Raw genomic sequence first — 13,669 nt, 5'->3', positions numbered from 1 at the left:
TAATTTAAAACAATTATGAATAATTTTCAATCATGTTTACTGGAATTATAGAATGTACTACTCAAGTACATGGATTAGATTATCAAAAGAAGAATCTTTGTATTACTTTGAAAAATCCATTTTCAGATAGATTAAAAATTAATCAAAGTATATCTCATAACGGAATTTGTTTCACGATTATAGATGTGAAAAATAAAACTTATTCTGTAATTGCTTCAGAAGAAACTTTACGTTGTACTAATTTAAATGTTTTAAAGATAAAAGATAAAGTTAATTTAGAACGTAGCATGAAAATTAATGAAAGATTTAATGGACATATAGTACAAGGACATGTAGATACCACAGCCAAAGTTTTGGATATAGAAAACAAAAATGGAAGTTGGTTATTTTCTTTTAAGTCTAAAAAAAATTTATCTGGATTAACTGTAGAAAAAGGCTCCATTGCTGTAAATGGGATTAGTCTGACTATCATAAAATGTACCCAACACATATTTAATGTTTCTATAATCCCTTATACATATGAAAAAACTAATCTCCAATTTATAAAAATTGGAAATTTTGTTAACATAGAATATGATATACTTGGAAAGTACGTTCGGGAATATATGAATTCGATGAATAGGAAACTATAATTCTATTTTTGGTTCTTCATAGGGAATATTTTTATCCGCATATTTTCTATATGTATCAAAATTTTTGATGAATTTTTTGACAAGTTTTTCTACTTGATTTTTATAGAGTTTCTTATCTTTCCAAATTTTTTTCGGATTTAGAATATCGGAAGAAACACCTGGACAATACTTAGGAATTTGAAAATTGAACATCGGATAATTTTCATAAGGAACTCTAGATAAATATCCATCTAAAGCACATTGTACAAGTTTTCGTGTATCTTTTAATTTAATACGAAAACCTAAAGTACCCCCTCCAGATATTAATCCTGTATTTACCATCCATACGTTTATTTTTTGATTTTTTAATTTTTCTATTAGCATTTTTGTGTATGTCACTGGATGTAAAGGCATAAATGGAGCTCCAAAACAAGAAGAAAAAGTTGCCTTGGGTTTTTTTATATTTAATTCAGTTCCAGCTACTTTAGAAGTATATCCCAATAAAAAATAATAGGAAGATTGTTCTTCATTTAGTTTGGCTATAGGAGGTAAGACTCCAAAAGCATCATAGGTTAGAAAAAAAATATTCCTTATATTAGAGGATAATAATTTTTTTTCAATATTTTTTATAAAATAAATAGGATAACTTATTCGCATATTTTGCGTGATAGAATCATTGAAAAAATCTACTTTTTTAGTTCCTTTTTTAAAAACCACGTTTTCCAACATCGCCCCTCTTTTTATAGCATGATAAATCATAGGCTCTCTTTCTTTTGAAATACCTAGTATTTTTGCATAACAACCTCCCTCAAAATTGAAAATAACATCATCATATGTCCATCCATGTTCATCATCTCCTATCAATTTTCTATTAGAATCGTTGGAAATAGTGGTTTTACCGGTACCGGACAATCCAAAAAAAAGAGCGGTGTCTTTTGTATATTTTCCAATATTTGCTGCACAATGCATAGGAAATACGTTTTTATACGTAGGAAGCATAAAATTTAAAACAGAAAAAATAGATTTTTTTATTTCTCCCGTATATCCTGATCCACCAATCAGGATAATTTTTCTTTGAAAATTTAATATGGTAAAATTTTTTTCCCGTGTTCCATCCGTTTTTGGATGAGCTTGAAATCCTGGTGCACATAATAACAACCAATCTAGTAAAATTTTTTCTATTTTTGAAATTCTAAAAAAAAGATTGTGTACAAAGAGATCTGACCATGGAAATTCACTAATGGAACGAATGTTTACTTGATAACGTTTATCTGAACAAAGATATCCATCTCTTACATAGAGCTTTTTTCCAGATAAATATTGGACGACTTTTTCATATAAATTATCAAATTTTTTTGGATCAAAAGGTTGATTAAATTTTTCATCCCACCAAACTTTCTTTTCTGTAATATTATCCTTTACAATAAATCGATCTTTAGGGGATCTTCCCGTAAACATTCCGGTATTAACAGCTAAAACTCCTGATTGGGTTTCTTCACCCATTCCATTTTGGACAATTATATTTTGTAATTCTTCTGGGGATAACTGCCAATTGTTTGAAGAATTAAAAATTCCATAATTTTCTAAAGAAAGAGAACTCATATTCTATTGTATTACTACTACTACTAAATCCTATTGCTTACCAAGACAAATTTATATATGATTTACAAAAGTTTACTAATTTTGTACAAGAAAAAACAAAAATTATGATCCTATGTCGGATATTGCATCAAGAGTCAAAGCCCTTATCGTAGAAAAATTAAATGTAGAAGAAAGTGAAATTCTTCCTACTGCTAGTTTTACTAATGATTTAGGTGCAGATTCCTTAGATATAGTGGAACTTATTATGGAATTTGAAAAGGAGTTTAATATTAGTATTTCTGATGAAAAAGCAGAAAAGATAACTACTGTAGGTGAAGCTATACAGGCTATAGAAGATCTTTTAAAGAAAAAAAATAAAATGGAAAAAAAGGATACCCATTCTGATTAGATAAACCATTGATTATTAATTTATTTATGATAAATAAATTAAATAGAGTAGTAGTTACTGGTATTGGTTCTATTACCCCAATAGGAAATAATGTAGAAGAATACTGGATATCTCTTATTAGTGGAAAAAACGGATCCGCACCTATTACCTATTTTGACACTAAAAAATATAAAACAAAATTTGCTTGTGAGTTAAAAAATTATGATCCAGATATTTTTTTCAGTAAAAAAGAACAAAGAAAACTGGATCCTTGTGCACAATATGGGATTGTAGCCTCATCTGAGGCTATAAAAAATAGTGGAATAAATTTTTCTAAAGAAAAAAAAGAACGTATTGGGGTAATTTGGTCGTCTGGAATAGGAGGGCTTTTGAATTTAGAAGAATCTATTTCGGATTATGTAAATGGAGGAAAAAATCCTAGATTTAGTCCTTTTTTTATTCCGAAAATGCTTATAGATATTACAGCGGGTTTTATTTCCATGAATTATGGACTTCACGGTCCTAATTACGCAACTGTTTCAGCTTGTGCTTCATCTTCTAATGCCATTGTAGATGCTTACCATTTAATATGTTTGGGAAAAGCTGATATGATGGTAACTGGTGGATCTGAAGCGGCTATAACACAAAGTGGAGTAGGAGGTTTTAATGCTCTCCACGCTTTATCCACTAGAAATGAGGATTATAAAACCGCATCACGTCCTTTTGATCGGGATAGAGATGGGTTTGTCTTAGGAGAAGGGGCGGGGTGTCTTATTCTGGAAGAATACAAACATGCTAAAAGAAGAGGGGCCAATATCTATGCTGAAATAGGAGGAGTTGGAATGTCTGGAGATGCTTATCATATTACCGCCCCCCATCCAGAAGGAAAAGGAATAGTTATAGCTATGAAAACTGCTATAGAAGATGCAGGAATTGGGTATGATGAAGTAGATCATATCAATGCACATGGAACTTCTACTCTTTTAGGAGATCTGGCAGAGATGAAAGCAATTCAAGAAGTTTTTCATGAAAATGTCTATAATATTGATATTAATTCTACTAAATCTATGACAGGTCATTTATTGGGTGCAGCAGGAGCTATAGAAGCTATAGCTGCTATACTTCCTTTAAGTAAAAAAATAATCCCTCCAACTATTAACTTATTTCATATAGACAAAAAAATAGATTCAAAAATTAGTTTTACTCCAAAAAAGGCAATAAATAGAGAAGTGAAAATTAGTATATGTAATACTTTTGGTTTTGGAGGACATAATGTTTGTATTTTATTTAAGAAATTAGATGTTATCTGATGATATTCCTTTTCAAAAGGAGGAAAAAAATTCTATTTTAGTTAGTAGATTAAGAAAAATCTTAGGATTTTGTCCAAAAAATTTAAAACTTTTGAAAAAAGTATTCATCTATAGTTTTTCGACAAAAAGAAAGACTTTAGATAAGAACTATTTTTTAGATTTTCAAAGATTAGAATTTTTGGGAGACGCGATATTGAATTCTATTATTTCACATTTTTTATGTGAAAAACTTCCTGAGAAAAAAGAAGGAGAGTTGACTCAAGTTAGATCTAAAATTGTATGCAGAAAAAATTTAAATGAAATTTCTAAAAAATTGCCCTTTACAGAAGTTTTTTTTCAAAAAAATCAACCTATTATATCTGAGAATATATTAGGAAATACCTTAGAGGCTTTAATAGGATTTATTTATTTAGAAATAGGATATCAAGGTTGTAAAAATTTTGTTTATAAAAAGATATTACATTATCATGTCAATATCACGCAATTACAAAAAGAAATTTCTAGTTATAAAGTTTGGGTGATAGAATGGTCTCAAAAAAATAAATTCATTATAAATTTCAACACTTTTAGAGAAAAAAAAGAAAAAATTGAAAATAGACATGTGATCACTTATTTTTCTAAATTTACTATATCTGAATGTGGAATTCAAACGGAAGGAAGAGGTTCTTCAAAAAAAAAATCGGAAGAAATGGCTGCAAAGGCCGCTTATTTTCTTATTCAAAAAAAATGTAAAGAAAATACTTAATATTTTTTATTTCTGATATATCATCATATGTTATGTTCATTCTTAATCATGAAAAAAAGTTTATAAAACAGGGATCCGGTCATCCATTGGTATTGCTTCATGGATTAATGGGTGGGTTAAGTAATTTTAATGCTCTTTTAGATTTTTTTCCAAAAAAAGGATACAAAGTAATTATTCCTAGACTTCCTCTTTATAACATGCCTCTATTTCTTACAAATATTTCTAACTTATCTAAATATGTGATTCAATTATTGATAGAAATAGGAATTGAAAAAGCTACATTAATAGGTAATTCCCTCGGAGGACATATAGCTTTAATTGTAGCAAAAAAAAGAATAGATTTAGTACATTCTGTAGTTCTTACGGGAAGTTCTGGTCTATTTGAAAAAGCTTTTGGAGATGCTGTTCCTAAAAGAGAAAATTATGAATATATTAGAAAAAAATCTCAAGAAGTTTTTTATGATCCTAAAATAGCTACAAAAGAATTAGTAGATGAAGTATTTCACATTGTGAATGATAAAAAGAAAGGAATGAAAACTTTATATATTGCAAAGAGTGCTATGAAATATAACATGTCTAAAGACTTATCTGTTATTCAACAGCCGATTTGTTTGATTTGGGGAAAACAAGATCATGTAACTCCACCAGAAGTCGCAGAAGAATTTCATCGGTTACTTCCTCATTCAGAATTATATTGGATAGATAAATGTGGACATGTTCCTATGATGGAACATCCTCGAGAATTTATAAAAATATTAGAAAAATGGCTTTCTAAATTTAATTTAAATCATGAAAATTATTTCTGTACAATTTGAAGGGAGTAAGATTCAATCAAATCAATTATTTCTTTATAATTTTCCTGAGTATGCTTTTATTGGACGTACTAATGTAGGTAAATCGAGTTTAATTAATTGGATCACTAATCGAAGAAAATTAGCTAAAATTTCTTCTTTTCCAGGAAGAACGCAGTTCATAAATCCTTTTTTAATCAATCATCAATGGTATTTAATTGATTTGCCTGGATACGGATATTCTTCTATCTGTCAAAAGAAAAAAAAGAAAATACAAAAATTAATGATGGATTATATTTTTTATAGAAAAAATTTAGTTAATCTATTTCTATTGATAGATAGTAGAATATTTCTTCAGAAATCAGATATACATTTTATACAAAAATTGAAATTTTTTCAAATTCCTTTTTGCATTGTTTTTACAAAAACGGATAAAATTTATCCACGGATTCTTAATAAGAATATAGATTTTTTCAAAAAGGAATTTGAAAAAATCTTTTTTTCAATGCCTAAATATTTTAAAGTATCCATAAAAAATAGAAGTGGAAGAGAGAAAATCATCCAATATATTAACGAGATTTATAAAAAAAATTTTTCTTTACGAAGAAAAACTAAATATCCCTAATTCATAAGATTTTAATCCAAAACCGAAAATAGTTCCTTGACAAACAGAAGATAAAAATGATTTTTTTCTGAAAGATTCCCTTGAATGAATATTTGAAATATGAATTTCTATAACGGGAGAAAGAATAGATTTGATAGCATCAGCAATCGCCAAAGAAGTATGAGTATAAGCTCCCGCATTGAGAACGATTCCGTCTGATTGAAAACCGATTGAATGTAATATATCTATAATTTCTCCTTCATGATTACTTTGATAATAAGTAATCTCCATCTCAGAAAAAATTTTTTTCTTTTTTAGTTTGTTTAAATAATCTACAAAATTTTCTGTTCCGTATAATTCTGGCTCTCTTTTTCCCAAAAGATTTAAATTAGGACCATTAATTATGCTTATTTTTTTCATGGAATAAATTTTTTACAGTCTGATCTACTTCTTTTTTACTTAAAAAACACCAATTTCCTATTTTAAGATTTTTATTAGTAAATCCTCCAAAATAAACTCTTTCCAGTTTGATTACTTGATAGGTAATTTTTTTAAACATACGTCTAATTACTCTATTCCATCCTATATGTAATCCAATTTTTACTATATTTTTTGCATATTTATAAATAAAATCTATTTTTACTCTTCCTTCATTTAGATATATTTTTCCTTGTCTAATTTTCTCTAAATCTTGATCATGAACGATTTTATTCAATACCACTAGATATATTTTTTGGACTTTGTATTTTGGATGGGTTAATTTTTCAGTTATCAGTCCATCGTTAGTAAGAAGTAAAACCCCAGTAGTTGAACGATCCAATCTTCCAATAGGATAAATTCTATAGTTATGGAAATTTGGGATCAAATTCATGACAGTTTTTCTATTAAAAGGATCACGAGTAGAAGTAATATATCCCTTGGGTTTATTAAGAAGTATATATATATTTTCCTGATTTTTTATTCTATTTCCATGAAATTTAATAACATCATTTTTCTGGACTATACTGCCCAATTTTGTAACGATTTTTCCATTCACCTCTATGAGACCTGATTGAATTAATTTATCTGCTTCTCTCCTAGAAGAAATTCCAGCATTAGACAAGTAATGATTTAATCTGATCAATTTCTCTCCTTCTATCTTTTTTTGATTCATGATCATTTATTAAAAACGAAAAAGAACTTCTGTTGCATATTCTTTTAATTTTTCCCTCGAGATTTCGTAATTTGGAGTAAAACCTAAAATAAACCCACCTCCTCCAGATCCACATAACTTTAAATAATGAAGATTAGTCAAAAGACCTTCTTCCCATATTTTCCAGAAATTTTTTGGAATCATAGGACGAAAATGATGAAAAACCCAAGTAGAAAGTAACTTAACGTTTTTAAGTAAATTGTTGAAATCTCCTTTTAGAAAAGCTTCAATGCATTTTTCATTGTATTTCATAAACTCTTCTTTTAGTATTTTTTTAAAACTATCGTGTTTTAATTTTACGAAAAAAAATTCTATCATAGAATAAGTTTTCCTGGGAAAACCAGAATCGATTAAAAAAATCGCTCCTCTTCCTTTTCCTTTTTTTTCTTGAAAATTATTCTTGTCAGGAATTCCTATGGAATAAATATCTGTTTCTGAACGAATGAGTAGAGGAAGATTTAAATAGCAAATTAAGGGGTCTATTCCAGAACTTTTTCCATGGAAAAAAGATTCCATTTGACTAAATATTTTTTTTAGAGTTATTATATTTATATTTCTCTTTTTTAAACAGAGTTTATTTTTTGCATATTTCTCATAAATAGCGGCAACTAATGCTCCTGAACTTCCTATTCCATATCCTTGAGGGATATTAGAATGAAAAGAAATTCCTTTTTGAATATCTTCATATAAGTTTTTAAGATCAATTTTTGCTAAGTTTTTTTTTTTTTGTTCCAAAAAAAACAAAAATTTGTAATATTTTTCCAATTGAGAATTAGAATGTAAAAACTCTTTTTTAAAAGATAAATTAGAATGGAATTTCAAGGTCCCTTGATAAAAACTATGAGGAATTGAAAGTCCACTAGAATTTTCTATTATTCCGTATTCTCCAAATAAGAGAACTTTTGCAGGAAATAAAGATGGTTTCATTTTTTATTCTTAATATAGAAAAACAAATTTAATCAAAAATGAAGTAATTCTTTTTTTTCAATCAACATTGACCAATTACTGATTAATTTTGTATTTTTTCTTTTTTGTAGTTATTTTAAACTAATTATTTATATATAATGAAAATAGCCCTATATGGACAAAAATTTGGAAAAAAAAATATTCCATACATGAATCAGTTCATTGGCTATGTGTCCAATCATTCTATAGAAATTTACATTGAAAAATCCTTTTTGAACATTTTATCTTCTTTTGAAGAGTTTAAAAATCTAAACTTTCCTGTTTTTTCTCATTATAAGGAATTAACTAAGGATTTTAGTTTAATGTTTACTTTTGGGGGAGATGGGACCATACTATCGGCAATTACTTTTATTAGAGATTCTGGAATTCCTATTGTTGGAGTGAATACAGGAAATTTAGGGTTTTTAGCCACTTTTAACAAAGATGTTTTTATAAAAAAAATGGATAAAATTTTTCATGAAAAATTTCATTTAATTCCTCGCACTTTATTATGGTTAGAAACATCTATCATAAATGATGATCAGTTTTTTAATTTTGCATTAAATGAAATCGTTATCCTCCGTAAGGAAACAGTTTCTATGATCACTATAGATGCTTATATAGATAATGAATTTTTAACTTCTTATTGGGCTGATGGATTAATTATTTCTACTCCTACTGGTTCTACTGGATATTCTTTAAGTTGTGGAGGTCCTATTATTACTCCTGGAAATAAAAATTTTGTTCTTACCCCTATCTCTCCACATAATTTATTTTCCCGTCCATTAATTATTTCAGATCATCAAAAACTGCATTTAAAAATACATAGTCGTGGAAAGTATTATTCTTTATCTATGGATACGAGACTGACTTCTTTAAAAAAGGATAATGAGTTATACATTAAAAAAGCTCCATTTTACATATATCTTATTCAAGAAGAAAAACATACATATTATCAAACTTTACGAGAAAAATTATTGTGGGGAATGGATCAAAGAAATTAAAGGAGGAAAAAAATAAAAAGGCCATATTTTTTTACTTTTTATTTTCTTTTATATTTGTTGATTAAAGTGTATGAAAAATTTATTAGAAAAAATAGATTTAAATAATCTTCCTCATCATGTAGCCATCATTATGGATGGAAACGGACGTTGGGCTGAGAAAAGAGGGAAATTGAGAACTTTTGGACATCATAATGCTATGCAATCTGTGAGAGATTCCATAAATGGATGTAAAGAATTAGGAATCCCTTATATGACTCTATACGTTTTTTCTTCAGAAAATTGGAATCGTCCTAAAAAAGAAATAGATGATTTAATGCATTTATTTCATTCTAGTTTAAAAAATCATTTAGAAGAAATCCACGATAATAATGTAAGAATTATTCCTATAGGAGAGGTAGAAAAATTTTCTGATGTCATTCAGGAAGAATTATTTTTTTTTAGAAAAAAAACAAAACATAATACATCTGTCACATTAATTTTAGCATTAAGTTATGGAGCTAGAGAAGAGATTTTAAGAGCTACAAAAACTATAGCTAAAAAAGTTTGTATGGGGCACTTATCCTTAGGAGACATAGATAATTCTTCTTTTAAAGATCATTTATATACTAAAGAAATTCCAGATGTAGATCTTCTTATTAGAACCAGTGGAGAACAGAGAATTAGCAATTTTTTGCTTTGGCAATCCGCTTATGCAGAACTATATTTCACGAAAGTCTTATGGCCAGATTTTCGTAAAACAGATTTTTTCAAAGCCATAATAAATTATCAAAAAAGACAACGTCGTTTTGGAAAAGTTGGATAATAAAAATTTATTCTTATTTTCGTTAATTTTTTTTCTTCTGCATATCCCCTATTCTAAAACAGAAAATAGAATGGATAATTTGATGCGTTTCGATCAAGAAAATCATGAATCTTTTTCCAAAATAAGGATAAGAAATATTTATGTTATGGGAAAAACAAAATATAACAGTTCTTTTGTTTCAAATTTATCCCATCTTTTTCCTGGTGAAGAAATTTCTATCCTTGAAAATAAAGTGGATCAAGCTATCATAAAATTATGGAAGAGTAATCTTTTTGGGAAGATTTCCATCTATAAAAAGAATATCTCTAAAAATGAAATTGATCTATTTTTTGATTTAGAAGATTTAATAGAAATTCATAAAATAAATGTTGAAGGAATAGGAAATATGCAGTTTCCTACTATACAAAAGATACATCCAGGAGATAAAATTACGGAACATTTGATTCAAAATATTAAAAATGATATTAAAAACTATTATGTAAAACAAGGATACCCTGAAGTGTCTATAAAAAGTCGATTAATTATTAAAAATAAAAAAAACATATTAAATATATATGTAAAAAAAGGAAAAAGAATTGGGATAGGGAATATTTTATTTGATGGTAACCAATCACTTTCTACAAAAAATTTACTCAATTTAATGGAAAAAACTAGAAAAAAAATCCATATTCCTATCATAGAAAAATCCTCCTATTTTGTGTACGAAAACATCAAAGATGATTTAAAAAATATTCGATCTAAATATCAATCAATGGGATTTATAGACGTTCAAGTAATTTTAGATTCTATATGGAAAAATGAGACGGAAGATTATGAAGTAAAAATTAAGATAATTGAGGGAAAAAAATATTATTTAGGAGATATTAATTTTATAGGAAATAATATTGTACAAACGGATCTTTTGAGAAAAATCCTCTCCTATAAAAGAGGAGATATTTATAACAAAAATGGAATTAATAATAACATTTTAAACACAAATATTTCCAGCATAATTTCACATTATTTAGATTTAGGATATCTATTTGTAAAAATAGTCCCTGTAGAAAAAAGGATCGAAGATGATAAAATTCATTTAGAAATAAAAATAGAAGAAAATCAACCAGTATATATAAATAAAGTACACATATCAGGCAATACGATTACTAAAGATCATGTTATTAGACGTGAGTTAAACATTTATCCAGGTGATCTTTTTTCTTCTAAAAAAATAAAGTCTAGTTTGTTTCGTTTAATAAATTTAAATTTTTTTGAAAAAAATAAAATATATCCCTATATCCAAAAAAATAATGATAAAACCATAGATCTAGAATGGCGTGTTACAGAAAAAAGCGCTAATCAAATTCAATTGTATGGAGGATACGGAAAGGATAAACTGCTTGGAAATCTCCAATTAAACTTTGGAAATTTTTCTCTTAGCGATCTTTTTCAGTTAAAATCATGGAATCCAATTCCTCAAGGAGACGGACAGAAACTTATATTGTCTTGTCAATTTGGAAAGTATTTTCAATCTTATGGTTTTTCCTTTATAGAACCTTGGATAGAAAAAGATAAACCAACCGCTCTGGCTTTAAATATAAAGTATTCCAAAAAAAAGGTCAATAATGAGGATATTTATTTTCTTCCTTTCTTAAATGAAATCAGTGAAAAAATTCCTCATGATGGATTTTTAGAAAGAATAGGGACTTCCGTTAAGTTAGATAAACTTTTAACATTTTTAGACCCCTATACTAAAATAGAATTATCCATGAATTATGATAAATTTTTCTATGAGAAAAATTTATTCAAATTAAATAATTTGAGTTATTTAATCTCTTTACAAAGATTTTCAGGTGAACCTGATTTCGTTTTTCCTTTAAGAGGATCAAACATACAATTGAATAGTATATTTACCCTTCCTCATTCCATTTTATTTAAAAAAAGTAGATCAGAATGGATAGAGTTTTTTAAATTTAAGATCAATTCTTTTTGGTATAAAAAAATTATAGAAAAAATGATAATGAAAATAGGTGGAGAATTTGGAATATTAGGAAAATATCCTACAAAAAATTTGTTTTCATTTCAAAAATTTTATATGGGAGGGATAAAAAATACGACGGATTTCAAATTGTTAGAAAATATAGACTATATTCCATTAAGGGGATATTCTTCTCATATAAATGATTCAGATTATATTACCCCAAAGAATGGTGGTGTTATTTATAATAAATTAGTTTTAGAAATTCGTTATTTAGTTAAGGATTTTTCTAACTTATCTAAGTTATGGACAAATTTTTTTATAGAAGGAGGAAATATTAGTGATTCTTATCAAGAATTTCATCCATTGAAAATAAAAAAATCTTTTGGATTTGGATTTCGTTTTTTTTGTTTACCAATAGGTCTTATTGGAATCGATTTAGGTTATCCTATAGATGGGGGAAGGGGGATTCAATCAAAATGGAAAACCCATTTCATTATAGGTAAAGATTTATAATTATATAGAATATTATTCTATAACTCTATACAAAATTAATAATTACAAAATTAATAATTATATGAAAAAAAACACGATTCTTTATTGTTTATTGTTTTTTTTGTTGTTTGGAATATTTGGAAAAGGAAAGTCTTTACAACAATTCAAAGATTGCAATCAGAAAATTGTTTGTCTGAATAGTTTGATTCTTGTAGAAAAAATGCCTGAATTTTCTAAGGCTCAGAAAGAGATAGAAAAATTAAGTAAAAATCATGAGAATATATTGGAAAAATTGGCAAAAGAATTCCACAAAAAAGCGGAAAAATTTCAGAAAAATAAAAATCCAATTCTTAAAAAAGAACTGGAAATATTACAAGCTAGAGCTCAAGCATATCAGAAAAACGCAGCAGACGATTTAGCTAAAAAACAGAATAAATTATTAAATCCTATCTATAAAAAAATAGAAAATGCTATTCACAGAGTTCTGGATAAAGATCAAACAATTATAAGAGTTGATGATTGTAGTCCTGGAAAAGGGGTATTGGTTAATAAAGGGGTAGACATCACAGAAGAAGTCAAGAAAGAGTTAGGCATTTGATTAAATGGTATCTCCCGGAATCGAACCGGGGACACAAGGATTTTCAGTCCTTTGCTCTACCGACTGAGCTAAGATACCAACCAAAGAACAAAAATACGATAATAATAAGTAAAAAACTAAAAAGTTTTATAAGTATATTTTTTTTGTTATTTTTTTCTCTTTTTTCTTGTTCTGAAACAAAAAAAGAAATTTTCAATAAAAAAAATAGAAAGGAAATTCCTTATAGAGTTTTTATTCAGACTAGTATTTTATATAAAGAAAAAGGCCTTGTTCGGTTTTTTATTTATTCTCCAATTATGGAAGAATATCCTATTTTTACTTTGTTTCCAAATGGATTGAAATTATTTCTTTATGAAAAAGGAAAAGATCAGTATACTTATCTTAGTGCAAATTGGGTTAAATCAACTGAAAAATACTTTTATCATCTTAAAGGAAAGATAATGATTATGAATCCTAATGGAGATTTGTTAACAACAGAGGAAATATACTGGAATAGAAAACGTAAAAAAATATTCAATAACTTACCTACAGTTATCTATTGTTCTGATGGAACAATATTACATGCAATGAATGGATTGGAAGCCTCTGAAGATTTCAAAAAAATTAGGTTAAAAAATATTAGTGGAATTTTTCCCATATGAAAGAAGTC

Annotated in this window: 15 protein-coding genes and 1 tRNA gene; 11 read left to right on the top strand and 5 right to left on the bottom strand. The window is 27.2% G+C overall.

What is annotated here, in order from left to right:
* Positions 1-32: 32 nt before the first annotated feature.
* Complete coding sequence (locus tag H0H45_RS02820) at positions 33-632, top strand: riboflavin synthase (RefSeq protein WP_185866545.1); 600 nt, start codon at positions 33-35, stop codon at positions 630-632.
* Here H0H45_RS02820 and pckA read toward each other — a convergent pair.
* On the bottom strand, positions 627-2,213 hold the full coding sequence (gene pckA / locus H0H45_RS02815) for a phosphoenolpyruvate carboxykinase (ATP) (RefSeq protein ID WP_185866544.1): 1,587 nt from the start codon (positions 2,211-2,213) through the stop codon (positions 627-629). The two genes, H0H45_RS02820 and pckA, sit on opposite strands and share 6 nt — an antisense overlap.
* 112 nt (positions 2,214-2,325) lie before the next feature.
* Between pckA and H0H45_RS02810 the strand changes: the two genes are divergently transcribed.
* The 5 genes from H0H45_RS02810 to yihA are packed head-to-tail and all read left to right on the top strand — an operon-like array spanning position 2,326 to position 6,051.
* Positions 2,326-2,601 carry an acyl carrier protein gene (locus H0H45_RS02810; RefSeq protein ID WP_185866543.1) on the top strand — a complete coding sequence of 92 codons (276 nt, stop codon included), beginning with the start codon at positions 2,326-2,328 and terminating at the stop codon, positions 2,599-2,601.
* Between the two features lie 26 nt (positions 2,602-2,627).
* Positions 2,628-3,890: a beta-ketoacyl-ACP synthase II gene (fabF, locus tag H0H45_RS02805; RefSeq protein ID WP_185866542.1), complete on the top strand. Its 1,263-nt coding sequence runs from the start codon at positions 2,628-2,630 to the stop codon at positions 3,888-3,890.
* Positions 3,880-4,635 carry a ribonuclease III family protein gene (locus H0H45_RS02800; protein ID WP_185866541.1) on the top strand — a complete coding sequence of 252 codons (756 nt, stop codon included), beginning with the start codon at positions 3,880-3,882 and terminating at the stop codon, positions 4,633-4,635. Before fabF ends, H0H45_RS02800 begins: the two co-directional genes overlap by 11 nt.
* 32 nt (positions 4,636-4,667) lie before the next feature.
* Complete coding sequence (locus H0H45_RS02795) at positions 4,668-5,450, top strand: alpha/beta fold hydrolase (protein ID WP_185866540.1); 783 nt, start codon at positions 4,668-4,670, stop codon at positions 5,448-5,450.
* Entirely contained in the window at positions 5,425-6,051 is a 627-nt protein-coding gene (yihA, locus tag H0H45_RS02790; protein WP_185866539.1) for a ribosome biogenesis GTP-binding protein YihA/YsxC, read from the top strand. The genes H0H45_RS02795 and yihA overlap by 26 nt, the downstream gene beginning before the upstream one ends.
* Here the strand turns inward: yihA and aroQ are convergent.
* Genes aroQ through H0H45_RS02775 form a run of 3 tightly spaced genes read right to left on the bottom strand, consistent with a single transcriptional unit; the run spans position 6,025 to position 8,149 of the window.
* Entirely contained in the window at positions 6,025-6,450 is a 426-nt protein-coding gene (gene aroQ, locus H0H45_RS02785) for a type II 3-dehydroquinate dehydratase (protein WP_185866538.1), read from the bottom strand. The genes yihA and aroQ overlap by 27 nt on opposite strands.
* Positions 6,428-7,189 carry a pseudouridine synthase gene (locus H0H45_RS02780; RefSeq protein WP_185866537.1) on the bottom strand — a complete coding sequence of 254 codons (762 nt, stop codon included), beginning with the start codon at positions 7,187-7,189 and terminating at the stop codon, positions 6,428-6,430. Before H0H45_RS02780 ends, aroQ begins: the two co-directional genes overlap by 23 nt.
* A 3-nt stretch (positions 7,190-7,192) precedes the next feature.
* Positions 7,193-8,149 carry a mevalonate kinase family protein gene (locus H0H45_RS02775; RefSeq protein ID WP_185866536.1) on the bottom strand — a complete coding sequence of 319 codons (957 nt, stop codon included), beginning with the start codon at positions 8,147-8,149 and terminating at the stop codon, positions 7,193-7,195.
* Positions 8,150-8,286: 137 nt separating this feature from the next.
* Between H0H45_RS02775 and H0H45_RS02770 the strand changes: the two genes are divergently transcribed.
* The 4 genes from H0H45_RS02770 (at position 8,287) to H0H45_RS02755 (ending at position 13,020) form a co-directional block, all read left to right on the top strand.
* Positions 8,287-9,171, top strand: coding sequence for an NAD kinase (locus H0H45_RS02770; protein WP_185866535.1), 885 nt, complete (start codon positions 8,287-8,289; stop codon positions 9,169-9,171).
* Positions 9,172-9,241: 70 nt separating this feature from the next.
* On the top strand, positions 9,242-9,973 hold the full coding sequence (locus H0H45_RS02765) for an isoprenyl transferase (protein WP_185866534.1): 732 nt from the start codon (positions 9,242-9,244) through the stop codon (positions 9,971-9,973).
* Complete coding sequence (locus H0H45_RS02760; protein ID WP_185866533.1) at positions 9,957-12,443, top strand: BamA/OMP85 family outer membrane protein; 2,487 nt, start codon at positions 9,957-9,959, stop codon at positions 12,441-12,443. Before H0H45_RS02765 ends, H0H45_RS02760 begins: the two co-directional genes overlap by 17 nt.
* Positions 12,444-12,504: 61 nt before the next feature.
* Positions 12,505-13,020: an OmpH family outer membrane protein gene (locus H0H45_RS02755; protein WP_185866532.1), complete on the top strand. Its 516-nt coding sequence runs from the start codon at positions 12,505-12,507 to the stop codon at positions 13,018-13,020.
* A 5-nt stretch (positions 13,021-13,025) separates the two neighbouring features.
* On the opposite strand, the gene H0H45_RS02750 is transcribed toward H0H45_RS02755, so the two are convergent.
* A tRNA-Phe gene (locus tag H0H45_RS02750) sits at positions 13,026-13,098 on the bottom strand.
* A gap of 65 nt (positions 13,099-13,163) precedes the next feature.
* Between H0H45_RS02750 and H0H45_RS02745 the strand changes: the two genes are divergently transcribed.
* Positions 13,164-13,661, top strand: a complete 498-nt coding sequence (locus tag H0H45_RS02745) for a hypothetical protein (protein ID WP_185866531.1) — start codon at positions 13,164-13,166, stop codon at positions 13,659-13,661.
* Positions 13,662-13,669 lie beyond the last annotated feature (8 nt).

The organism is Blattabacterium cuenoti (assembly GCF_014252095.1).
In the GTDB taxonomy this organism is placed as follows: Bacteria; Bacteroidota; Bacteroidia; order Flavobacteriales; family Blattabacteriaceae; genus Blattabacterium; species Blattabacterium cuenoti_F.
Note: the sequence above shows the minus strand (reverse complement) of the source record. Positions and strands in the feature narration are given on the sequence as shown.